A 21,406-nucleotide genomic window follows, 5' to 3' on the forward strand; every position below is an offset into this window, starting at 1 on the left:
GGACGTTTCCTGGCGGTACGGCGAGCGTGCTGACGTGCCGGCGACGGTCGCCTACGCGCTGCCGCGGGCAGCGCTGCGGGGTGGCGGCCCGGGAACGTCCTTCGCCTGATGCCCGGCGACCTTCGCGCGCGGCGGCGCCATTCGAAGACCGGCAGTCTCCTGATCATCGTCGTGGATGCATCCGGGAGCATGGCGCAGGGTGCGATTCGCCAGGCGAAAGGGCTGGTGCTCCGGGTGCTCGACCGGGCGTATGTGGACCGGACTTCGGTCGCTATCGTCGCGGCGCGGGGACGGGAGGCCTATCTCGCCCTTGCGCCGACACGCGCCATCGCGCGGGCGAGAGGGCATTGCGGGAACTCCCGAGCGGAGGGGGACGCCGCTTGCCTCGGCCTACGCGGCGGCGCTGCGGCTGGCGCGCCGGTACGAGCCAGCCGCAGCGCGCGCGCTCGTCTTGAGCGACGGCCGGGCGAACGTCCCGCTGACGCCCGGCGGGGACCCGCAAGACGAGGCGTCGCGGATGCTCGCGGTGCTTTCGCAGGCTGCCCAGGTCGAGGTCGTCGACAGCCGGGCGCTGTCGCGGAAGAGATGAGATTCTGTATCATTTTACCATGGGCGGAAGGACTGCCGAACCCGCGGTTCGAACGATTCCGAAGGGCCGGCCGGTCGGGGTTTCGCCCGGGCGGGTGCTGGTGGTGCTTTCCGGGGTCGTGCGCGTCGAAGCGGTGCACGATGACGGGACGGCGTCGATCGTCGGCTTTGCCGGGCCCGGAGAGGCGGTCGTCTGCCACCGGGACGGGGTGTTTCACCCGGATTATGTCGCACAGACGGGCGTGACGGCGGCGGTCCATGAGCTGGACCAGGAGAACCCGGTCGAAACCGCGCTGGCGCGGCGGCTGGCCGAGATGGAGACATGGCTGGCGATGCTGTCGGAACGGGGCGTCGCGGGGAGGCTGCGGGCGTTTCGGCGGCTGCTCGCCCACGGCAGCGCCGAACGGCGGGCGGCGCTCCGCAGCCTTACCCAGGAGGAGCTCGGCGCCGTGACGCTGAGCTCCCGGGCGAGCGTGGCGCGGGCGCTCCGCGGCGAGCGAGCCCGGGAGCGGAGCTGAGGGACGCCTGCGGGGCAGCGGGCGCGGGGAGCTGCACGTCTGCCCGCGGTCGGGCGGCGACGCGGTGATGATGGTTTCAGGCGAACCGGGGGTCGTCAGCGTCATGCATGCGGGCGCCCTTCACGGGAGCACGGAACTCACGGCAGTCGGCCCCCGCGCTGCGCATTCCAGGCGGCCGGGGAATTCCGGTATGGCGGCCTGAGTTCGAACCGTGTAGGTTATGTCCCCGTGGGAACGCACGAGGCGAATGCAAGCAGGTCGCCGGCGGGACAGGGCACGCTATGGCCGTCGCCTGCTCGCGATGTCAACACGCCGGAGTGCGTCCACGGAGTCACGGGCTACGGGCTTCCGAAACGGCCGCGCCTGCTGTCGGCGAGCAAGCGGACGGACATCCCGGCCTTCTACCTGGAATGGCTGATCCGGGCTGTCGACCGCGGCTGGGTCGACGTGCCGAATCCGATGCTGAGCGGGAAGTTTCGGAAGCTGGCAGCGGCCGTGGCCGGCGACAGCCGCGCCCTGCCGGAGCCGACGCCCGCGGGGCGCATCGCGCTGGACGACCTGATTGCCAGCCCTGGCGCCCTGTCGAACGGTGAGGTCGCTGCGGGTCTCGCTCGGACCCTGACGCACGTTTCTCTGGCCCCTGAACAGGTCGTCGGTATCGTCTGGTGGTCGAAGAACTACGGGCCGTATCTGCGCCGCGCCGACAGATTCGCGCACTACCGACGACAATTCTTCCAGTTCACCATCAACCCGCGCTCTCCGGACCTGGCCTGGCTCGAGCCGTCGAAGCTGCCGCGTTAGGGCGGGCCGTGGTAGATTGACGGTGAGACGGGGCAGGGTAGCTCAGCCGGTCAGAGCGCACGACTCATAATCGTGAGGTCGGGAGTTCGAGCCTCCCCTGCTACCAGCACCTGGACCCCGCGGCGCTGGCGGCGCGGTCCGCGGCCCTGGCCTCCCGGCGGCAGGTCAGCGGACGCGAACTGCCAGTCTCCCGGCGCAGACCCCCGACGGCGTCCGGCAGTCTCGAGACTCAGGCGACACGTGCGCGGGTCGCAGCGGCGGCTGCCCCGCTGGCGATGCGGCCAGTTTCCCGTTCGCTCGGCATGGCGCAGCGTCATTAGTTGACCGAGTTGGTCAACTTTGTTAGCGTAGCGGCCATGGCTGTCGCTCAACCTGCTGCCCCCGCTCCCCCGCTGCGAGAACGCGTTCCGCTCAAGCCGCTGGCGCTCGGCGCCGCCATCGTCGCGGTGTGGCTCCTGCTCGACCAGCGCGGATTCGCCATCGGGGCGTTCTGGCTCATCGGCGTAGCGTTCGGGGTCATCCTCCAGCGGAGCCGGCTGTGCTTCGCGGGGGCGTTCCGCGACCTCATCCTGCTGGGCGATGGGCGGCTCTTCCGCGCGATTCTCCTCGGGCTGGCGGTGGCGGCGGTGGGCTTCGTGCTGCTCGAGGCGCGGCTGGCGCCGAACCCGGGCTTCGGCATCGCGCCGGCCGGTCCGCACATCCAGCCCGTCGGCATCGCGACAGTGGTCGGCGGCGTGCTGTTCGGCGTCGGGATGGTCCTGGCCGGCGGCTGCGTCTCGGGGTCGCTGTGGCGGATGGGCGAGGGGTACGTGGCCTCGTGGGTCGCCATGGCAGGGATCGTGGCCGGCACCATCGTCGCGAACCGCCAGTGGGCATGGTGGTACGACAACGACATCCGCGAGCGGACGGCGGTGTGGCTGCCGGCTGAGCTGGGCGGCTACCCGGCGGCCCTGGCGCTGACGCTTGCGGGCCTCGCAGCGCTCTACGTCGCGGTGCTGTGGTGGGAATCGCGGACGCCGAAGATGCCGGAGTTCCCGGCGCCGCCGCCTGAGCCGGCCTTCGGCTGGCGCGACCAGCTGCGGCAAGGCTGGGAGAAGGTCTGGGGCGGGCACGGCTGGAGCTATGCGACGGGCGCTATCGCGCTCGCGGTCGTCTCGGTGTTCGCGCTCGGGCTGCAGGTGCCGCTGGGTGTGACGGGCGGGATTTCGCTATGGGCCGACAACGTCCTCGGCTGGTTCAACGCGAGCTCGCTGCCGCTGAAGGGCAGCGAGCTGCTTGCCGGCTGCACGCCCGGGGGCGCGGAGAAGTGGTTCACGGTGCGGACGGCGACGATGCTGGGGCTCGTGGCCGGGGCGTTCACGGCGTCGATGCTTTCCGGCGAATTCCGGATTCGGCGGCCGCGGCAGTGGAGCCGGTACGTGCAGGCTGGCGCCGGCGGGCTGCTGATGGGGTACGCCTCGGTGATCGCCATCGGCTGCACCATCGGGGCGTTCTTTTCGTCGATCCCTCGCTGGCGCTGGCGGGGTGGGTCTATGGCATTGCGCTCTTCGGCGGGGCCTGGATCGGCGTGGCGCTGATCCGGCGGCTGCCGTAATCGATGAGCAAGGAGGGAACGATGGAACTCGACGTCCGCGGTGAGATGTGCCCCTACCCGGCGATGAAGGCGCGGGAGGCGCTCGGGAAGCTGCCGGCGGGCGAATGTCTCGAGGTGCTGACCGACCACGCGCCGGCGCTTTCGACGGTGCCGTGGGAGGGGCGAAGCTGAACTACCGCTCGACCATCGAGCCGGCCGGGCGCGGGACGTGGCGGATTCGCCTCGAACCTGCGGAGGGCAAGCTCGACCAGAAGCAGGCGCTGGCGGAGATCTCGCGCCGCGCCGCGGAACTTTCGAAAGGCTGATCTGGAGGTTCGACGATGGAACGACTGTTGCGACTTCGGCTGCCGTGGCTGGGGCTCGCGCTGGCGGTGCTGCTGGCGCTCCCCTGGCGGCGGCCTGCGGCGGCGATGATGACGACCCGGGCACGGCGCCGGCAGACGGCAGCACCGCGGAGCCGGCTGGCTACGCGGAGCCGAATCTGCTCGCCGAGACGGACTGGCTGGCGGGGCAGCTCGGAAATCCCTCGCTCGTGGTCGTGGATATCCGAAAGAAAGAGGCGTACGACGCCGGCCACATCCCGGGAGCGGTCTGGTACGACCAGGCGGCGCTGAAGGACCCGGACGAGAAGCTGTATGTCATCCGTGAGAGCCTGTTCGCGGAGAAGGTCGGCGCGCTCGGCATCGACAATGCGAAGGAGGTCGTCATTTACGACGACGGCACGGGGCTGTGGGCGACGCGGCTCTGGTGGGTGCTCGACTACTACGGGCACGACAAGGCCCGGGTGCTGAACGGGGGCTGGGCGAAGTGGGAGAAGGAGGGCAAGGCGGTCTCGAAGGAAGCGCCGACGCCCGCGAAGGCGACGTTCGCGGCGAAGCCGAACCCTGACGTGATCTGCGCGCTGGATTACGTCAAAGAGAAGGCGACGAACCCGAACCCCAACGTGGTCATCCTCGACGTGCGCTCGCAGGCGGAGTACACGGGCGCGGATGTGCGCGCGGCGCGGGGCGGTCACGTGCCAACTTCGGTGAACCTCGACTGGCAGGCCTCGCTCACGGACGGCGACCCGAAGGTGTGGAAGCCGGCGGACCAGCTGCGGGCGCAGTTCGCGAAGGCGGGCATCACGAAGGACACGGAAGTGATCACGTACTGCCAGACGGGCGTGCGCGCGGCACATTCGCTCTTCACGCTCCGGCTGGTGGGGCTCGGGAAGGGGAACAAGGTGTACGACGGTTCCTGGGCCGAGTGGGGGAACTCGAAGGATACGCCGGTCCAGCAGTAGCGAGGCCCCAAGGGCCGGCACGCTCAGCATTCACCGGGGAGGCGCGTTGCGCCTCCCCGGTTCGTCGGCGCCGGGCGTTCCGGGCGCATGATGCGCACTTGACGAGCGGCCTACGATGTATGACGTGCGAAGATTCTGGCTCGCCCTGTTCGCCGCGTGGGCCTGCCTGGCTGGCTGCGGAGAGGGGAGGGAGAGCCCGGGGTTCGCCCGGCGGGGTTCATCGGCAATGACTACCGGACTTCGACGCCGGCGCCGCGTCCATTCCAGGCAACGCCCACGCGAATACCCCGGGTGCCCATCGCCGAGCCGCCTCGCGCCAACTGCGACCCTTCCTACCCGGACGTGTGCATCCCGCCGTACCCGCCCGACCTCGATTGCGGGGACATGCCGTTCCGGCGGTTCCGCGTCGTCGGGGCGGACCCGCACGGGTTCGACCGGGACCGCGACGGGATCGGGTGCGAGAGCGGCTAGGCAGGTTCGAGCCGGAGGAACTCTCCTCGGCGAGGTCTGCGGCGGCGCCGGCAGGGAGTTCGATGACGGCCCGGGCGCCGCGGGCCGCGGCGACGCCGGTCCACGGCCGCACGTAGCGCGCGACCCGGACGACGCGGCCCTCGCCATCGATGAAGACGGCATCGATGGCGAAGCGCATGAACAGCATGTGAATCGAGGAGCAGGGCTCGATGAGGAGGCCCTCGCCGGGCTCGAGCGGCCGGCGAAGCATCAGGCCGCGGAACCGGCTCCAGAACGAGTCAGCGACGGTGACCCGGTCGGCGACCGGCTCGCCGGTGCGGGCGTTGACGACGCGAACGGTGCGGGCCATGCGGGAGCGTACCGGCACCCTGCGCCGGCGGCTACCGCTGCGCGACGGTGAACACCCGCTCGTGGCGGAGGAGTTCGGCGCCGCGCCAGTCGCGGCCGCTGAACGTGACGCGGATCTCGGGCCCGAGGTCGTCGATGGTGAGGAGGCCGAACTGGCCGCCGCCGGGGCGGGCGCCTTCGCTGTAGGGGCCGCCCTTCACCGAGCCGCGGCGGTCGAGCGCGGCGGCGTGGTAGACCGGGAAGCCGGGGCCGAGCCCATCCGACGCGAAGCGGTTGTTCGAACCGTCATCGGCGGCGAGCATGTGGGCGTCGCCGCTGAGCATCACGAGGTTGTCGATGCGGTGCTCGACGAGGAAGTCGGCGATGCGGCGGCGTTCGTCGGCGTACGCCGCCCAGCTGTCGCCGCTGGATTCGCTGGAAATCCACGGGACACTGTTGACCCAGACGATGAGCGCCGCCTCATCGCGGCCGCGGAGCAGCTCTTCGAAGAGCCACGCCAGCTGGGGCGCGCCGAGCATGGACTTCCCGGGGACGTTCGGCGAGCGCGAGGGGTCGCGCTCGGAGCGGCTGTCGGTGACGATGATGCGAACGCGGCCAATGGTGACCGCCTGGGCGATGGGGCCATCGAGCGGGAGCGGGTAGTGGGGAACGATTTCGCGGTAGACCGCACGCGCGGCGGCGCGGGAGCGGGTCGTGCGGTCGCTGTCGTTGCCGCCGTAGTCGTGGTCGTCCCACGTATAGAGGACGGGCACTTCGAGCCAGAGCGCCTGCTGGGCGGGCGCGCGCAGGGAGTGCGCGTAGGCGGCGCGGATGGCCTCCGGGGCGTCGTCGTCGATGTCTTCGTAGTGGAAATCGCCGGTGTGGATGAAGAGGAGCGGCGCCGTTTCGCGGATGCGGTCGAACACCTGGCCGTTCGAGCCGGTGCTCGCGCAGGAGCCGAAGGCGAGGGTGAACGAGGCCCGCCCGTCCGGGAGGGTGGTCAGCGCGCCGCTGCGGTAGCGGTCTTCGCGGCCAGCGACGGCGACGGCCCAGCGGTAGCGCGTGGCGGGCTGGAGTCCGGCGGCATCGAAACGGGCGGCCCCGGCGGGGCTGAGGGCCGCCGCCGGGAAGCGGCCGACTTCCGCGCCGCCGGGTTCTCGGCGGACGACGAGGGCGAGGTCGGCAGCAGCGGCGGGATGCGACAGCTGCGCGGTGACGGCGAAGGAATTCGGGGTGACCGCGCCGGCCCATGCCCATGCGACGAGGTCGACCGGGGCGGCGCGGAGGGGCGAGGCGGGGTGGGTGGGGCCGAGGTAGGCGTCGTGGACGCGGGCGCCGGCGAACGTCGCAGCGGCGGCGACTGCTGCGAGCGCAGCGAAGGACGCCAGCGCGGCGCGGGGCCGGCGGCGGCTCGCCAGCGCGGCGAACGCCATGCCGGCCCCGGCGAGCAGCACGGCGCCCGCGTACCCGGGAGGTTCGACCCTGCCGAGGCTCGCGATGACGGCGACCGACCAGGCGGCAGCGAGCAGGAGCAGGGCGGCGCCGAGGGAGGAGCGAAGGCCGGCGACGCAGCCGCCGAGCGCGACGAGCGCAGCCCAGGTGAGCGCTGAGGCATCCCACGGGCGCTCGAGCAGCGCGAATTCGCCGGCGCGCTGCCAGCCGGCGGCGGCGACGAGAGACGCGCCGCCCGCGGCAAACGCGGCCGCGCCGCCGCGTGCGAAGGCGGTGCCGGTCATGGCCGGATTCTCGCACGGGCGGGGCGGCAGCGCGGGCGGGACCGATCAGGCCGTGGTCTTCGGGCGGTCGGGGACGGCTGAGAGGTCTTCGAGGCCGCGCGGCACCCGCGGGACCTGGACCTTGCGAACCTGCTCGATGATGTACTTCGCGCGCTCGCGCTGCTCAGGGGTGGAGGCGGGCAGCGGGAGGCTGATGCGCGAGGCGTACTCCCGGTGGTTCGCCACGAATTCGGGCAGTTTGTCGTAGGTGGAGGTCTGCGCGAAGACGCGGAGGACGTCCTCCGGGATGACGCGCTGCATCTCGTCCCACTTGCCCTGGAGCGAGAGCTCGTGGAGCTGCATGCCGAGGCTCTTGAGGCCGTGGACTTCGAAGACTTCGTGGTAGGAGCGGGTGGAGCCGTAGAAGGAGATGGGCTGGCGGAGACGCTCGAGGCCCTGCTCGATTTCGGACTCGGTTTCGCCGAAGACGGTGAAGCCGCCGCCGGCGATTTCGATGTCCTGCCAGGTGCGGCCGGAGCGCTTCAGGCCGATGGCGACGTTGGGGAGGACGACCTCGCGCATGTACTTGTCGGTCATGAAGCCGTGGGGCATGACCACGTCGGCGACTTCGCCGGCGACGCGCGCCATGGCGTCGCCGACGCAGGCGAGGCCGACTTTCGGGCGCGGGTAGGGATCGGCCCCGGATTGAAGTTCGGGGTCATGAGGGTGAAGTGGTAGAACTTGCCGATGAACTCGGGCTTCTTGCCGTCCTGGAAGGAGTCCCAGACGGCATGGAGCATCTTGATGTACTCCTTCATGCGCGTGGCGGGGGCGCCCGGCCAGTCGACGCTGAAGCGATGCTGGTTGTGGCCCTTCACCTGGGAGCCAAGGCCGAGGACGAAGCGGCCCTTGCTCATGTGCTGGATATCCCAGGCTTCCATGGCGAGGACGGTGGGACTGCGCGGGAAGGCGATGGTGACGCTCGTCTGGACTTCGAGCTTTTCGGTGCTGTAGGCAGCGAGCGTGGCGGCGAGGATGGAATCGTGCTGCGTTTCGGGCGTGCTGGCGAAGTCGTACCCGAGCTCTTCGGCGCGGCGCGCCTGCTCGGGGACGGCGGTAAGCCAGGTGCCGCCGAAACCTGAACCGACCTTCATGGGGACGTTCCTTTCTCGGGGCAGGGAGTTCGTGTGCGGGCGAAGTCTACGCGGAGCCGGACCGCCCTGCACAGGAACGGTGAACCGCGCGACCTTTCCCTTTACGTCAGGGTTGCGGTTCGTTACAGTTCCGCAAAGCCCCTAACGACTTGGCAGGAGAAGGCGATGGATTTCCGGGATACGCCTGAACAGGCCGCATGGCGGGCCGAGGTGCGCGAGTTCCTCGAGAAGGAGCGGCCGCGTGTGGACCCCGACATGAACCCGATGGAGCTGGCGCGGGAGCGGGGCGGCGTGCTCCGTGAGTGGCGGGACAAGCTGGCGAAGAAGGGCTGGATCGCCCCGGCGTGGCCGAAGGAGTACGGCGGCGCGGGCCTCGGCGTGATGGAGCAGTTCATCATGAACGAGGAATTCGCCGAGGCGCGGGCGCCGCAGGTCGGCGGCATGGGCGTCTCGATGATCGGACCGACGCTCATCATCCACGGCAACGATGACCAGAAGCGGGAGCACCTGGGGCGATCCTCCGGGGCGAAGTGCAGTGGTGCCGGGGTACAGCGAGCCGGGCTCCGGTTCGGACCTCGCGAGCCTGCAGACCCGGGCCGTCCGGGACGGCGACGACTTCGTCATCAACGGGCAGAAGATCTGGACCTCCGGCGCGCACAACGCGGACTGGATGTTCATGCTGGCGCGGACGGACCCGGATGCGCCGAAGCACCGGGGCATCACGTACTTCCTCGTCGATATGAACAGCCCGGGCATCACGGTGCGGCCGCTGATCAACATGGCGGGCGGGCACCAGTTCAACGAAGTGTTCTTCGAGGACGTGCGGGTGCCGGCCCGGAACGTGGTCGGGGAGATCAACCGGGGCTGGTACATCGGGACGACGACCCCGGATTTCGAGCGCTCGTCGATCGGGAACGCGGTGGGCCAGCGGCAGACTTTGGAGTACTACCTGCGGTACTGGAAGGAGCACCGGGGAAGCCGGAGACGGCGAGCGCGAGCGCGGCGTTCGCGTCGGAGTTCGCGGACCGGTGGATCGAGGCCGCGACGGCGAAGATGCTCAGCTACCGGGTGATCAGCATCCAGGCTGCGGGCCGGGTTCCGAACCACGAAGCCTCGATTGCGAAGCTGTTCAACACGGAGCTGAGCCAGCGTATCGCGCGGACGGCGATGAAGGCGCTCGGCACGTCGGCGCTGCTCACGGGCCGGGAGGCGCCGATGAAGGGCGCGCGCCGGGCAGCTACCTGCAGACGGTCGCCTCGACGATTGCCGGCGGGACGAGCGAAATCCAGCGGAACATCATCGCCACGCGGGGGCTGGGGCTGCCGCGCGGCTGATCGGAGGAGGTTCCTCCTCAGGGCCGGCCCGGCGCTCGCGCCGGGCCGGTTCGCGTTGGGGAAAGGCCGCGGCGCACGGGCTCGCCGCTCCTTGTCCGCCGTGGAGGACGGCCTAGACTGGGCATCATGAAGCTGGCGGCGGCGATCGCGGCGGGACTGCTTGCCCTTGCGGCGGCGTCAGCGGCCTTCGCCCACGCCGAGCCGAGCCGGGCGACGCCGGGCGACGGCGCGGTGCTGAACGAGCCGCCCACGGAAATCGTCCTCGTGATGACGCAGGACATGGCCCGGCAGGCGGGCGCCAACGACATCAAGGTGTTCGATGCCGCGGGGAACGAGGTGACGCGGGAGGCGGCCGTCATCGACCCGAACGACCGGCGGCGGCTTTCGGTCGCGCTGCCGGCGGACCTCGCCCCGGGCGAGTACGTCGTGCGGTGGACGACGCTGAGCGCCGACGACGGCGACACGGCCAGCGGCGAGCTGCGGTTCCGCTACGACCCGGCGGCGGCGCCGAGCCCGGGCCGCGAGGTGCTGCAGGAAAGCCTGCTCGGGGGAACCCGACGCCGGGGCCGGCCGCGGCGGCGCTGCCGCGGGGCGAGTCGAGCGGAACGGGGTGGGTGCTCGCGGCGGCCGTCGGGGCGGTGATGCTCGTCGTCGGGGTCGGGGCGGGCGTGGTCTTCAGCAGGCGAGGGGAATGAGGCGGGCGCTGCTGGCGGCGCTGGCCGCCTTCACCGTGCTGGCGCTCGCGCTGCCGGTTCACGATGGGCAGGCGCACGCGGCGCTGGTCGCCTCGGAGCCGGCGGCGAACGCCTTCCTCCGGCAGGCGCCCGCGGAAGTGATCCTCGACTTCACGGAGCCGATCGACCCGCGGGCGAGCGGCATCCGGCTGCTCGACGGCGCGGGCCGCGAGATTGCGATTGGCGCGCCGGTCGTGACGCAGGGACGGATGCGCGCACGGCTGCCGGCGCTCGACCCCGGCATCTACAACGTGATCTGGACGAATGTGTCGCTGGTCGACGGCCACGCGCTGACCGGCTCGTACCCGTTTACGGTGCTCAACCCGGACGGGACGGTGCCCGATGCGATGAACACCGTCGGCGCGGTCGGTTCCGGGGCTGACCGGTTGGGGCGGCCGGACGGGACGGCGACGCGGCTGCTGGCGCTGCTCGGGCTGATGCTGACCGCGGGGGCGGGGCTGGTGACGCTGCTGTGGCCGGAGGCGCCGGCCGCGACCCGGCGGCGGCTCGGGCAGGCTGCGGTGCTCGGGGCGGCAGCGGGCCTCGTCGCGGCGGGACTCAGCCTCGCGCTGCTGATCGAAACGTATTCCGGCGCCGGCGCCGCGGCAGCGGTCTTCGAGACGCGGTTCGGGCGGTACTGGCTGGCGCGGGCGCTGCTGGCGGCGGCCGCCGCGGCGGCGGCGGCGCTCTACGGGCGGCGGCCGCGGGCGGCGGCGGGGCGCTCGTCGCCCTTGCGGCAGGGCAGCTCGTCACGTTCACGGCGACGAGCCATGCGGCGGCCGTGCCGGGGAGCGCGTGGGCGATGGCAATCGACGTCACCCACGCCGCGGCGGCGGTGGGATGGCTGGGCGCGGTCGCGGGCGCGGTCGTTGCGGCCCGGTTCGGCCGGCGGCGGGACGCGTGGCGGCCGCTGATGCGGCGGTTCGCGCGGCTGGCGTCGGTCTTCGTCTTCGTGCTGCTGGCGACCGGGCTGCTCGGCGCGCTCATCCACGTCGATTCGGTGCAGAAGCTGACCGAGACGCGGTACGGGCTGGTGCTGCTGGCGAAGCTGGGGCTGGCGGCGCCGCTGCTGGCGGTGGCGCTGTACAACGCGCGGTGGGGAAAGGCGCGGCTGGCGGGCGAGCGGCCGGGCGAACCGCGGCGGTTCATGTTCAGCGCGGCGGCAGAGGTGGGGCTGGGCGTACTCGTCGTCACGGCGGCGGCGCTGATGAGCCAGACGACGACGAGCCGTTCGATCGTCATCGCGCCGGAGCGGCGGCCGTTCGAGATGGCCGCGCCCGCGAACGACCTGCGCGTCACGCTGCGGATCGACCCGAACCAGACGGGCCTCAACACCTACCGCGTCGCGCTGGCGGACGGCGCCGGCGCACCCGCGGAGGCGCAGCGGGTGCGGCTGGTGTTCCGGTACCAGGAGGACCAGTCGCTCGGTCCGTCGACGCTGGTGCTGGCGCCGGCGGGACCGGGCGAATTCAGCGGACAGGGGCCGTACATGCCGCTCGAGGGGCGCTGGCGGGTGGAGGTGGAGGTCCGGCGGGCGGATGCCGACGACGCGCGGACGTTCTTCGATGTGCGGCCCGCGGGGGCATTCGCCGCGGCTGTGATGCAGCGGGGCGGGCCGTGGTCGCTGCCGACGGCCGGGCTGTCGTGGAACCAGTTCGGCGGGCTGGTGCTGCTGCTGGCGGGGCTCGGGTTCGCGCTCAGCCGCGGGACGGCGCGGGAGCTGAACCGGCGGCTCGGGTGGGCGGCGAGCACCGGCACGATGGCCGGGTTCGGACTCGGGGTGCTGCTGCTGTTCGGGGTGCACGCGCACGAGCCGCCGGCGGGGCTGCCGACGAACCCGGTGTTCCCGGATGCGGATTCGATCGCGCGGGGCGGGCGCTCTACGAGGCGAACTGCATCGCCTGTCACGGGCGGACGGGCGTGCCGCCGCCGGGGCTCGACCTGAACCCGTATCCGCTGGACCTCACAGTGCACGTGCCGCAGCACCCGGACGGGCAGCTGTTCCGGTTCATCGCGGACGGCATCCCGGGGACGGCGATGCCGGCGTGGAAGGAGCAGGGGCTGACCGACGAGGAGATCTGGCACCTCGTGAACTACCTGCGCACGCTGGCGCCGGCGACGCAGTAGCGGGCGGCCGGGACGCGGCTCCGGTATGATCCGGGCCTGCCGGGAGACAGCACCGGCAGGAGGTTCGAACGATGGTCACCATCATCGGCAACGTGAAGCCCGAGGACGACTACACCCACCCGCTCGGGCCGGAGGAAAACTTCAACGAATCGGTCTACTTCAACTTCTTCGACCGGGAGCAGCAGATGGGCGGCTTCCTGCGCATCGGCAACCGGGCGAACGAGGGGTACGCCGAGGTCACGGTCATCGTTTACCAGCCCGATGGTTCGGCGCTGTTCAACTACAAACGGCCCCAGATTTCGAGCAACGACGGCTGGAACGCCGGCGGCCTGAAGGTCGAGGTGCTGGAGCCGGGCGAACGGCTGCGCACCACCTACGAAGGGTCGGTCGTCTACCTGAAGGACCCGCGCGAGATGCGGGAGCCGAGCGTGGCGTTCAAAGAGAACCCGCACAGGCGGATCAGGCTCGACCTCGTGCACGAAGGGGTCGGGCCGATCTACGGGCACGTTGCGGAGCCGGGCGGCGCCGGCTCGCAGAACGAGTTCGCGCGGGCGCACTATGAGCAGCACATGCGCGTGACCGGCACGCTGCAGGTGGAAGACGGCCCGGTGCTGCACATCAGCGGGCACGGGCTGCGCGACCATTCGTGGGGGCCGCGGTACTGGCAATCGACGCCGAGCTACCGGTGGATCACGGGGAATTTCGGGGACGACCTCGGGATGGTGCTCTCCATCGTGGGCGACCGCATCGGCGGGGTGTTCCACAAGGGGAAGGACACCATCGTGCAGGTCAAGCACATCGAGCTCGAGACCGAGTACGAGGGCGACACGAACTACCACAAGGCGCTGAAAGCGACGGTGACGCTCGCCAACGGCGAAGTGCACCGGGTCGAGGGGACGGTGCGGGGGTTCATCCCGCTGCGGAACCGGCGCGCGGGGATGTTCAGCCACATCGGGGAGGGGATGACCGAGTACCTCCTCGACGGGGAGCGCAAGGGCTACGGCCTGAGCGAGTACCTCGACCAGGTCGAGTAGGGCCGTGCAGAAGGACGAAGTCCAGCAGGGGCTGGAGCGGTTCATCGCGGCGCGAACCGGGGGCCGGTCACGGTTTCGAACCTGGCCCGGCTCTCCGGCGGCGCGTCGCGGGAGACGTGGTCGTTCGACGCGGAGACGCCCGCGGGGCGCATCGAGGGGATCCTGCGGGCGGACCCGGTGCCGGGGGCCCCGACGATCCCGGGGCGGGAGCTGGAATACCACCTGATCAAGGCGGCGTGGGATGCCGGCGTGACGGTGCCGGAGCCGCTCTGGGACGGGGACGACACGTTCCCGGTGGCGTTCTTCGTGATGCGACGGGTGCCGGGCGAGACGCTCGGGGCGCGGCTCATCCGCGGGGAGCAGTACGCGAAGGCGCGCGAGGTGGTGCCGGCGCAGCTCGCGCGCTGACCTCGCGCGCATCCACAGCATCCGCGAGGCGGACCACCCGGAGCTGGCCCGGCTCGAGCATCCGCCGGCGGGGAAGACCTCGGCCGAGGCGCAGCTCGACTATTACGAGAACAACTACCGGACGGCGGAGCTGGACCCGCACCCGGTGTTCGAGCTGGCGATTCGCTGGCTGCGGCAGCATCTGCCGCCCCGGGCGAGGAAGTGCTGGTGCACGGCGACTTCCGGCTGGGGAACTTCATCTTCGATGAGACGGGCGTGCGCGGCATCCTCGACTGGGAGCTGGCGCACTGGGGCGACCCGATGGAGGACCTCGGCTGGCTGGCGGTGAAGTCGTGGCGGTTCGGCGGGAAGCAGCCGATGGCCGGGGTCGGCACGCGGGAGGCGTTCATCGAGGCGTACGAAGCGGCCGGCGGGCGGCCGGTGAACCGGCAGCACTTCCTCTGGTACGAGATGTTCGGGAACCTGAAGTGGGGCGTCATTACGATGACGCAGGCAGCCACGTACCTGACCGGCCGGAACCGGAGCGTCGAGCTGGCAGCTATCGGCCGGCGGACGGCGGAGACGGAGATCGTGCTGCTGGAGCTGCTGGAAGGGAGGTGGGACTGATGCAGGACCGGCCGACGTTTGATGAGCTGCTGGAGGCGGTGGCGGGCTACCTGCGGGACGACGTGATGCCGAACACGCAGGGCCGGCTGAGCTTCCACGCGCGGGTCTCGATGAACGTCGTCGAGATGCTCCGGCGGGAGCTGGCGACGATGGAGGAGCACCTCGCGCGGGAGTGGGACGGCCTGGACCGGCTGCTGGGGGTCGAGCCGATGCCGCCCGGCTGGCGCAGGTGCGGGAGGCGCTGCTCCGGCGGAACGGCGACCTGTGCGAGCGCATCCGGAGGGGCGACGCTGACGAAGGGCCGTGGCGGCTGGCCGTGCTCAGCCACCTCCGGACGGTCACGCTGGACAAGCTGGAGGTTTCGAACCCGGGGCTCGCGGCGGAGTACCGCGACCGGGCCTGACGGCGCAGGAGCCTCAGGCGGGCATCGGCGTACCGGCGGCGGCGCGCTGGGCAGCTTCGCGGGCGGCGGCCTCGGCGGCCTTCTTGGCCTCGGCGCGTTCTTTCCGGGTGAACTCCGGCATGACTTCGCGCGCGAAGAGGCGGAGGCTGTTGAGCACCTGCTCCTGCGGGATGGTCTCGCCGGTGTTGATGAGGAAGACCATCCGGTCGACGCCGACCTCTTCCCACCACTTGAGGGCTTCGATGCAGGCCTTCGGGTCGCCGATAGGGGTGCCTTCGCGGACGGGGCCGACGACATCGCCGGGGCGGTTGCGGAGCGGGGCGGCGCTGGCGTGGGCGTGGTAGGCCGGCGACGGGTAGATGCCGCCGACGCCGACGAGGTGAGCCGCGCGGAGGCCGAACTGCAGGGCGGCCATGCCGCCGACGGCTTTCGCGCGGGCGTCGTCTTCGTCGCAGTACATGAAGGCGACGCCGTTGACCTGTTCGTTGACGGTTTCGCCGACGGGTTCGCAGGTGCGGATGGCGCGGCGGTAGTCCTTCACCATCTGCTGGTAATCGAGCGGAGCGCCGAGCGTGACCCCGAGCATCCCCATGCCGCGCTCGCCCGCCTGGACGGCGGTTTCAGGCGACTGGACCGCGACCCAGAGCGGCGGGTGGGGCTTCTGGAGGGGTTTGGGGATGACGTTCCGCTGGGGCATTTTGAAATGCCGGCCGTTCCAGGAGAAGTTGTCCGTCGTCCACATCTTGACGACGGCGCGGGTGCACTCGTCCCACATCTCCTTGGTGAGGTCAGGTTCGCAGCCGAAGGCGGCGAGTTCGGTCCAGGTGGCGGAGCGGCCGGTGCCGAATTCGAGGCGGCCGTCGCTGAGGATATCGAGGGTGGCGGCGCGCTCGGCCACGCGCGCGGGGTGGTTGATGGGCGGGAGCATGAGGGCGATGCCGTGGCCGAAGCGGATGCGCTTCGTCTTCGCGGCGCAGTACGAGAGGAAGACCTCCGGCGCGGAGGAGTGGGAGTACTCCTCGAGGAAGTGGTGTTCGACCTCCCAGACCTGGTCGAAGCCCAGCTCATCGGCAAGGACGACCTGTTCGACGGCCTGGTGAAGGACGCGGTGCTCGGAGCGGTCGTCCCAGGGCTTGAGGACGGAGTGTTCGTAGAAGATGCCGAATTTCACTGGTGCACCACCCGGAGGTCGTAAGCCGAAGGCTAACGATTATGCTAGCATCCTGCCAGCCCGCGTTGGGGGTGCCTGTGACGAAGGTTCAGCTGGTGACAGATTCGACGACCTGCCTCGGGGCCGAAGCGGCGGCGGAGCTCGGCGTACTCGCGGCGGCAGGGAGCTTTGCCTTCGAGGACGAGCGGATGGCGGATGATGAGCGGGCGTGGCGGGCAGCCTACGAACGCATCCGCGCGGGGAGCGGCTGCCGCGGACGTTCGCACCGCCGGAGTCGGCGTACCTCGCCCACTTCCGGCCGGCGGCGGAGGCCGGGCGGGAGGTGCTCTGCCTCGTGACGCCGTTCGACGTGAGCCCGAGCTTCACGACGGCCTCGGCGGCGATGCTGACGGTGCAGGACGACCTGCCGGGCGCGCGGATCAAGATTTCGAACCCGGGCGTGGGCCACGCAGGGCTCGGGGCGCTGCTGACGACGGTGGCCGGGCTGGCACAGGGCGGCGCCGGGCTGGACGACCTGCTGGCGGCGCTGGAAGAACTCGAGCCCCGGGCGGACGCGCTGGTCGTGCCGGCAGCGACGCGGTGGCTGGAGGAGTGCGGGCGGCTGGCGCTGGTCGAGGAGAAGCTCGGGGAGCTGGAGGAGGACCTGCCGGTGCTGCGCATCGGGACGCGGGTGACCGGCGTCGCGCGGGCGGCGACGCACGAAGCGGCGCTGGAGGACGCGGTGCGGCGGGTGGGCCAGCGGGCCGGCGGCGCGCCGCTGAACGTCGTGGTGGCGCACGCAGCGGCGCCGGGGCTGGCGGAAGAGGCGGCCGACCGGGTGCGGCGGCAGTACGACGTGGAGCGGCTCATCGTGACAGAACTCTCGATGGCGATTGGCGCGGTCGTCGGGCCGGGCGCGGTCGCCATCGGCGCGGCGCCCGCGGGCGCAGGAGGGAACTGAGATGCCAGACCGGGGGACACTGGCGATCGACGGGCTGGCGCCGGCGGAGTTCGACGCCGGGCCGCTGGAGCTGCGGGGCCGCTGGCTGCAGCTGACCTTCGAGGTCGACCGGGATGCCGCGCTGCGGTGGATGCCGGCCGACGTGACCCGCCCCATCCCGTGCTACGCGCGGCTGCTGGTCGCCGAGGGGAGACGGCGGCCGGCCCGCTGCGGTTTGCGGCGCTGGGCGTCGGCGGGCGGTTCCGGATGATGCCGCGGAACGTGCTCGTCGCGGCGGTCGCCGAAGGCGCGGGGCGGCTCCCGGCGCTGGCAGGCCCGGCCGAGCCGGGCGACATTCGCATCGAGCGGGAGGGCGACGACGTGACCGTGCGCATCGCCGGGCCGGCGGGGCCGCTGGCCGAGGCGCGGCTGCCGGCGCCGTACGCCATCGACCCGGCGATGCTGCGGTGGGACGGCTGGGTGGTGTACGCGCCGGAGGGCGGCAGGACGGTGCTGGCAGAAGCGCCGGTGAGCGTCGAGGCGGCCTCGGCGCGGCTTTCGAAGGGCGCGGCGATGACGCCGTCGGCCGGGGTCGACCGGGGAGCCCGTGGCGGCAGCTGCGGACGCTGCTGCCAATCTCGGCGTGCATCGTCGAGGGAACGCTGCGGGTGGGGCCGGCAGCGGTCCCGGCGCCGATGCTGCTCGGCTGAGCGTGCGCAACCGCGGCGGGCAGGGCAGCCGCCGCTGTGCTAGATTCCGCCAACCGGGCGGGCAGACAGCAAGGAGAAGGGAGCCTGCACGATGAAATTCGGCATCTTCTACGAAATTTCGGTGCCGCGGCCGTGGGGGCCGACGACCGAATACGAGGTGTACCAGAACTGCCTCGAACAGGTGAAGCTGGCCGATGAGCTCGGCTTCGACCAGGTGTGGGCGGTGGAGCACCACTTCCTCGAGGAGTACTCCCACTGCTCGGCGCCGGAGGTGTTCCTCACCGCGTGCGCGATGGTGACGAAGAACATCCGCATCGGGCGCGGCATCGTCGTCTGCGTCCCGGAGTTCAACAACCCGATCAAGGCGGCCGAGGTCGCGGCGACGATGGACATCGTCTCCGGCGGGCGGCTGGAGTTCGGGACCGGGCGGTCGGCGACGTGGACCGAGCTGGGGGGATGTCGGCCGACCCGGATGAGACGAAGAAGACGTGGGACGAATGGGTGCGGATCATCCCGAAGATGTGGACGGAGGAGCGGTTCGGCTACCAGGGCGCGCTTCAGCATGCCGCAGCGGGCGGTGCTGCCGAAGCCGCTGCAGAAGCCGCACCCGCCGATGTGGGTGGCGGTGACGAGCCCGGGGACGGAGCTGGACGCCGCGGACCGGGGGATGGGAAGCCCGGGGTTGACGTTCGGGGGTTTCGCGGAGCAGGAGCAGAAGATTGCGGAGTACCGGCGGCGCATCAAGTACTGCAACCCGGTGGGCTCGTTCGTGAACGAGCAAGTGAACACGGTGAACTTCCTCTTTGCCACGAGGACAACGAGTACGGGGCGAAGACGGGCCAGCGGCTGGCGGGGACGTTCAACTACCTCGCGGAGCAGCTGCTGGCGGCGCGGCAGGCCTACCCGACGCGGTCGTATCCGAACCTCGGGCTGCTGCCGGCGCTGCGGCGGGAGGCGACGAGCGCGCCGGAGGGGCAGATCCCGGAAGGACTGTGCATCGGCAACCCGGACCGGATCATCGAGGTCATCAAGAAGTGGGAGTCGGTCGGTGTGGACCGGATCAACTTCCTGCTGAATGCGATCGAAACGGTGCCGCAGGAGGAGGTGCTGGCGAGCCTGCGGCTGTTCGCGAAGGAAGTGATGCCGAAGTTCGCGGAGAAGCCGGGGGCGAAGGCCCCGGCGGCGGTGGGAGGGAACTGATGCCGCTCGTGGGAACCCGGCCGACGACGGATTTCGAGCATGGGCCGCTGCTGCGCCCGGGCGGCGAGCCGTGGGTGCTGCCGCGCGTGCAGATCCTGCAGGTGATGTACGAGCTGGAGCAGGGAGCGATGACGAGCCTCCTGCCGCCCGCGCTCCACCCGACCATCCCGCCGACGCTCGTCGTGACGGCGTGGCGGGTGCCGGAGAGCCCGGCGGGCCCGTTCACGCTGGCGGAGGCGAAGGTCGGCTGCCGCTCCGGCGCGCGGCCGCGGGCGCTCTCGGTGCGGGCGTACTGCGATTCGGCGGCCGCGCGGGAGGCGCTGGCGGCGCGCTGGGGCTACCCGGCGAGCGAGGCGGACATCGACTTCGCGCGGCGGTACGACCGGTGCTGGGTGACGGTCCGGGCCGGCGGCCGCACAGTCCTCGATGCGCATCTCGTCGACCCGGAAGCGATCAGCGGGGCCGACATCCAGTACCTCGCGACGCTGAACACGGCGCGGGTGGAGCGGGAGGGCACGGCGGCGGCGCGGCTCATCCAGGTCGACCCGGAGTACCAGTTCCACAGCGCGGACCGCGGGATGCCGGAGCTGCTCGCGTTCGACGGCGAGGCGTGGGGCCTGCCGGGGGCCGACCCGTACTGGCCGGTGAGCGCTTCGTACGCCGTGGCGGACGTGGCGATGCCGGAGCTGCGGTACCTCGTCGACCCGGCGAAACCGCCGCTGGCGGCGGTCGAACGGCTCCACGCCTGACGGGCGGCAGCGCTCAGGCGAAGGCGGGGGCCGGGCCGAGCTGGCGTTCGAGGTCGGCCGGGGATTCGGTGGGCGCCATGCAAGCCATGTTCTCGCAAACGTAGGCGAGAGCGCGGCCCGCCGGCTCGCGGCCTTCGAACAGGGGCAGGCCCTCGGCGTCGGCCGTCGGCGCGACGACGGTGAAGGGGAGGTAGCGCGCGGCGAGGACGCCTTCGAACGGCGCGCGGGCGGAGGGATCGCCGACGATGACGATTTCGCGGTGCGGCGCGAGCGCGAACTCCATCGCGTGGAGGATGGTGCCGAAGCCGGTCACCGCGCGGAGCAGGTGGTCGGCGACGGCGGCCACGACGTCCTCCACGACGCGCTCCCACTCGGCGGGGCCGTAGTAGCGGCCGAGCCAGAGGCCGAGGAGGGCGGCGGCGCCGTTGCCGGACGGGGTGGCGGCATCGGAAAAGCTGCGCTGGCGGACGATGAGCTGCTCGGCGTCGCTGGCGGTATCGAAGAAGGTGCCGGTTTGGGGGTCGCGGAAGCGTGCGAGGGCGGCCTCCCAGAGGTCGCGGGCCCAATCGAGCCACGCGAGGTCACCGGTCGTCTTGTAGAGTTCGACAAGGCCGAGGCCGAGATACGTGTAGTCCTCGAGCATGCCCGGGACGCGGGCTTCGCCGGCCTTCCAGGTGTGGTAAAGGACACCGTCGCGCCAGAGGTTGGCGCGGAGGAATTCCGCCAGGCGGGTCGCGGCCATGGCGTAGGCCGGCTCTTCGAGCACGCGGGCAGCTTCGGCGAAGGCAGCGAGGGCGAGCCCGTTCCAGTCCGTGAGCACCTTGTCGTCGAGACCGGGCGGGACGCGCTCCTGGCGGGCGTAGAAGAGCCGCTCCCGGATCTCCTCGATGCGGTCGAGGATCTCGTCCTGGGAGAGCCCAAAGCGGCGCTCGAGGTCTTCGATATCGGGGCGGGCGGTGAGGACGCTGCGGCCGGTGAGTTCAGGGTGGTGCGGGTCGCGGAAGTTGCCTTCCGGCGTCACGCCGTACCAGGCCATGGCGAGGGGCGCGTCGGGTCCGAGCACCTGTTCGAGTTCGGGGACGGTCCAGAGGTAGTACTTGCCTTCGATGCCTTCGCTGTCGGCGTCGAGAGCGGCGTAGAAGCCGCCGGCCGGGTCCTGCATCTCGCGGAGGAGGAATTCGAGGGTTTCGTGGACGACGCGGGCGAAGCCGCCGTCGCCCGTGAGCTGGTAGCCGTGGAGGTAGACGCGGGCGAGCTGAGCGTTGTCGTAGAGCATCTTTTCGAAGTGGGGGACGACCCACGCTTCATCGACGCTGTAGCGGGCGAAGCCGCCGCCGACCTGGTCGTACATGCCGCCGGTGGCCATGCCGCGGAGGGTGTGGAGCGCCATGGCGGCGGCCGCCTGGCCGGTTTCGGTGCCGGGGTTGGCGGCGAAGTGCGCGAGGAGGAATTCGAGGTTCGCGGGCGAGGGGAACTTCGGCGCCATGCCGAAGCCGCCCCAGGCGGTATCGAAGACCTCGGCGAATTGCTCGACTGCGCGGGCGAGCGTCGCGGGCGCGAT

24 protein-coding genes, 1 tRNA gene and 5 pseudogenes are annotated in these 21,406 nt (G+C 71.3%); 25 read left to right on the forward strand and 5 right to left on the reverse strand.

Annotation, left to right across the window (positions count from 1 at the left end; translation table 11 throughout):
• The first annotated feature begins 451 nt into the window (after positions 1–451).
• The 9 genes from O0235_RS00495 (at position 452) to O0235_RS00535 (ending at position 5,254) form a co-directional block, all read left to right on the forward strand.
• Entirely contained in the window at positions 452–589 is a 138-nt protein-coding gene (locus tag O0235_RS00495) for a hypothetical protein (protein ID WP_270056663.1), read from the forward strand.
• Positions 590–608: 19 nt separating this feature from the next.
• Positions 609–1,106 (forward strand): Crp/Fnr family transcriptional regulator, encoded by a 498-nt coding sequence (locus O0235_RS00500; RefSeq protein WP_270056664.1) that lies wholly within the window; start codon positions 609–611, stop codon positions 1,104–1,106.
• 228 nt (positions 1,107–1,334) lie between these two features.
• Entirely contained in the window at positions 1,335–1,907 is a 573-nt protein-coding gene (locus O0235_RS00505) for a DUF1848 family protein (protein ID WP_270056665.1), read from the forward strand.
• 31 nt (positions 1,908–1,938) lie between these two features.
• Positions 1,939–2,013: transfer RNA gene (locus O0235_RS00510), tRNA-Met, on the forward strand.
• Between the two features lie 250 nt (positions 2,014–2,263).
• A complete protein-coding gene (locus O0235_RS00515) occupies positions 2,264–3,484 on the forward strand; it encodes a YeeE/YedE family protein (protein WP_270056666.1) in 1,221 nt (406 codons plus the stop codon).
• 38 nt (positions 3,485–3,522) lie between these two features.
• On the forward strand, positions 3,523–3,672 hold the full coding sequence (locus O0235_RS00520) for a sulfurtransferase TusA family protein (RefSeq protein WP_270056667.1): 150 nt from the start codon (positions 3,523–3,525) through the stop codon (positions 3,670–3,672).
• Positions 3,654–3,806: a hypothetical protein gene (locus O0235_RS00525; RefSeq protein WP_270056668.1), complete on the forward strand. Its 153-nt coding sequence runs from the start codon at positions 3,654–3,656 to the stop codon at positions 3,804–3,806. Before O0235_RS00520 ends, O0235_RS00525 begins: the two co-directional genes overlap by 19 nt.
• Before the next feature lie 44 nt (positions 3,807–3,850).
• Positions 3,851–4,783 (forward strand): sulfurtransferase, encoded by a 933-nt coding sequence (locus O0235_RS00530; RefSeq protein WP_270056669.1) that lies wholly within the window; start codon positions 3,851–3,853, stop codon positions 4,781–4,783.
• A gap of 291 nt (positions 4,784–5,074) precedes the next feature.
• Positions 5,075–5,254 (forward strand): hypothetical protein, encoded by a 180-nt coding sequence (locus O0235_RS00535; RefSeq protein WP_270056670.1) that lies wholly within the window; start codon positions 5,075–5,077, stop codon positions 5,252–5,254.
• A 43-nt stretch (positions 5,255–5,297) separates the two neighbouring features.
• On the opposite strand, the pseudogene O0235_RS15140 reads toward O0235_RS00535, so the two are convergent.
• The 3 genes and pseudogenes from O0235_RS15140 to O0235_RS00545 all read right to left on the reverse strand — a co-directional run.
• A pseudogene (locus O0235_RS15140) lies at positions 5,298–5,603 on the reverse strand (DUF192 domain-containing protein); the annotation flags it as partial.
• A gap of 31 nt (positions 5,604–5,634) precedes the next feature.
• Positions 5,635–7,317 (reverse strand): alkaline phosphatase D family protein, encoded by a 1,683-nt coding sequence (locus O0235_RS00540; RefSeq protein ID WP_270056671.1) that lies wholly within the window; start codon positions 7,315–7,317, stop codon positions 5,635–5,637.
• 45 nt (positions 7,318–7,362) lie between these two features.
• Positions 7,363–8,450, reverse strand: a pseudogene (locus O0235_RS00545) (TIGR03617 family F420-dependent LLM class oxidoreductase).
• A 165-nt stretch (positions 8,451–8,615) separates the two neighbouring features.
• Here O0235_RS00545 and O0235_RS16180 point away from each other — a divergent pair.
• The 10 genes and pseudogenes from O0235_RS16180 to O0235_RS00595 all read left to right on the forward strand — a co-directional run bounded on the left by O0235_RS16180 (position 8,616) and on the right by O0235_RS00595 (position 15,096).
• Positions 8,616–9,784, forward strand: a pseudogene (locus O0235_RS16180) (acyl-CoA dehydrogenase family protein).
• Positions 9,785–9,910: 126 nt separating this feature from the next.
• Entirely contained in the window at positions 9,911–10,426 is a 516-nt protein-coding gene (locus tag O0235_RS00560) for a copper resistance CopC family protein (protein ID WP_270056673.1), read from the forward strand.
• A 49-nt stretch (positions 10,427–10,475) separates the two neighbouring features.
• On the forward strand, positions 10,476–11,432 hold the full coding sequence (locus O0235_RS00565; protein ID WP_270056674.1) for a copper resistance CopC family protein: 957 nt from the start codon (positions 10,476–10,478) through the stop codon (positions 11,430–11,432).
• The gene (locus O0235_RS00570) at positions 11,321–12,463 is read left to right on the forward strand and encodes a CopD family protein (RefSeq protein WP_270056675.1); all 1,143 of its coding nucleotides are present in this window, start codon (positions 11,321–11,323) and stop codon (positions 12,461–12,463) included. The genes O0235_RS00565 and O0235_RS00570 overlap by 112 nt, the downstream gene beginning before the upstream one ends.
• Positions 12,439–12,645 (forward strand): c-type cytochrome, encoded by a 207-nt coding sequence (locus tag O0235_RS00575; RefSeq protein ID WP_270056676.1) that lies wholly within the window; start codon positions 12,439–12,441, stop codon positions 12,643–12,645. Before O0235_RS00570 ends, O0235_RS00575 begins: the two co-directional genes overlap by 25 nt.
• A 71-nt stretch (positions 12,646–12,716) precedes the next feature.
• The gene (locus tag O0235_RS00580; RefSeq protein ID WP_270056677.1) at positions 12,717–13,679 is read left to right on the forward strand and encodes a DUF7064 domain-containing protein; all 963 of its coding nucleotides are present in this window, start codon (positions 12,717–12,719) and stop codon (positions 13,677–13,679) included.
• Between the two features lie 177 nt (positions 13,680–13,856).
• Positions 13,857–14,087, forward strand: a complete 231-nt coding sequence (locus O0235_RS00585; RefSeq protein WP_270056678.1) for a protein kinase family protein — start codon at positions 13,857–13,859, stop codon at positions 14,085–14,087.
• A 108-nt stretch (positions 14,088–14,195) separates the two neighbouring features.
• Positions 14,196–14,693: pseudogene (locus O0235_RS00590) on the forward strand (phosphotransferase); the annotation flags it as partial.
• 65 nt (positions 14,694–14,758) lie between these two features.
• Positions 14,759–14,851: pseudogene (locus O0235_RS15155) on the forward strand (DUF6285 domain-containing protein); the annotation flags it as partial.
• Between the two features lie 14 nt (positions 14,852–14,865).
• Positions 14,866–15,096 carry a DUF6285 domain-containing protein gene (locus O0235_RS00595; RefSeq protein ID WP_270056679.1) on the forward strand — a complete coding sequence of 77 codons (231 nt, stop codon included), beginning with the start codon at positions 14,866–14,868 and terminating at the stop codon, positions 15,094–15,096.
• Between the two features lie 13 nt (positions 15,097–15,109).
• Here the strand turns inward: O0235_RS00595 and O0235_RS00600 are convergent, their stop codons facing one another.
• Entirely contained in the window at positions 15,110–16,267 is a 1,158-nt protein-coding gene (locus O0235_RS00600; protein WP_270056680.1) for an LLM class flavin-dependent oxidoreductase, read from the reverse strand.
• 208 nt (positions 16,268–16,475) lie between these two features.
• Here O0235_RS00600 and O0235_RS00605 point away from each other — a divergent pair, with 208 nt between their 5' ends.
• Genes O0235_RS00605 through O0235_RS00630 form a run of 6 tightly spaced genes read left to right on the forward strand, consistent with a single transcriptional unit; the run spans position 16,476 to position 19,845 of the window.
• Positions 16,476–17,207: a DegV family protein gene (locus tag O0235_RS00605; RefSeq protein ID WP_270056681.1), complete on the forward strand. Its 732-nt coding sequence runs from the start codon at positions 16,476–16,478 to the stop codon at positions 17,205–17,207.
• Between the two features lies 1 nt (position 17,208).
• The gene (locus O0235_RS00610; protein ID WP_270056682.1) at positions 17,209–17,457 is read left to right on the forward strand and encodes a hypothetical protein; all 249 of its coding nucleotides are present in this window, start codon (positions 17,209–17,211) and stop codon (positions 17,455–17,457) included.
• A complete protein-coding gene (locus O0235_RS00615) occupies positions 17,454–17,939 on the forward strand; it encodes a hypothetical protein (protein WP_270056683.1) in 486 nt (161 codons plus the stop codon). Before O0235_RS00610 ends, O0235_RS00615 begins: the two co-directional genes overlap by 4 nt.
• A gap of 48 nt (positions 17,940–17,987) precedes the next feature.
• Entirely contained in the window at positions 17,988–18,971 is a 984-nt protein-coding gene (locus tag O0235_RS15160; protein WP_373324338.1) for an LLM class flavin-dependent oxidoreductase, read from the forward strand.
• Positions 18,947–19,096 carry a hypothetical protein gene (locus O0235_RS15165; RefSeq protein WP_373324339.1) on the forward strand — a complete coding sequence of 50 codons (150 nt, stop codon included), beginning with the start codon at positions 18,947–18,949 and terminating at the stop codon, positions 19,094–19,096. Before O0235_RS15160 ends, O0235_RS15165 begins: the two co-directional genes overlap by 25 nt.
• Positions 19,096–19,845, forward strand: coding sequence for an acetoacetate decarboxylase family protein (locus tag O0235_RS00630; RefSeq protein WP_270056686.1), 750 nt, complete (start codon positions 19,096–19,098; stop codon positions 19,843–19,845). The genes O0235_RS15165 and O0235_RS00630 overlap by 1 nt, the downstream gene beginning before the upstream one ends.
• Positions 19,846–19,858: 13 nt before the next feature.
• On the opposite strand, the gene O0235_RS00635 is transcribed toward O0235_RS00630, so the two are convergent.
• On the reverse strand, positions 19,859–21,331 hold the full coding sequence (locus tag O0235_RS00635; RefSeq protein WP_270056687.1) for a thioredoxin domain-containing protein: 1,473 nt from the start codon (positions 21,329–21,331) through the stop codon (positions 19,859–19,861).
• Between the last annotated feature and the right edge of the window lie 75 nt (positions 21,332–21,406).

Origin of the sequence: Tepidiforma flava, assembly GCF_027594505.1 — a bacterium.
Taxonomy (GTDB): domain Bacteria; phylum Chloroflexota; class Dehalococcoidia; order Tepidiformales; family Tepidiformaceae; genus Tepidiforma; species Tepidiforma flava.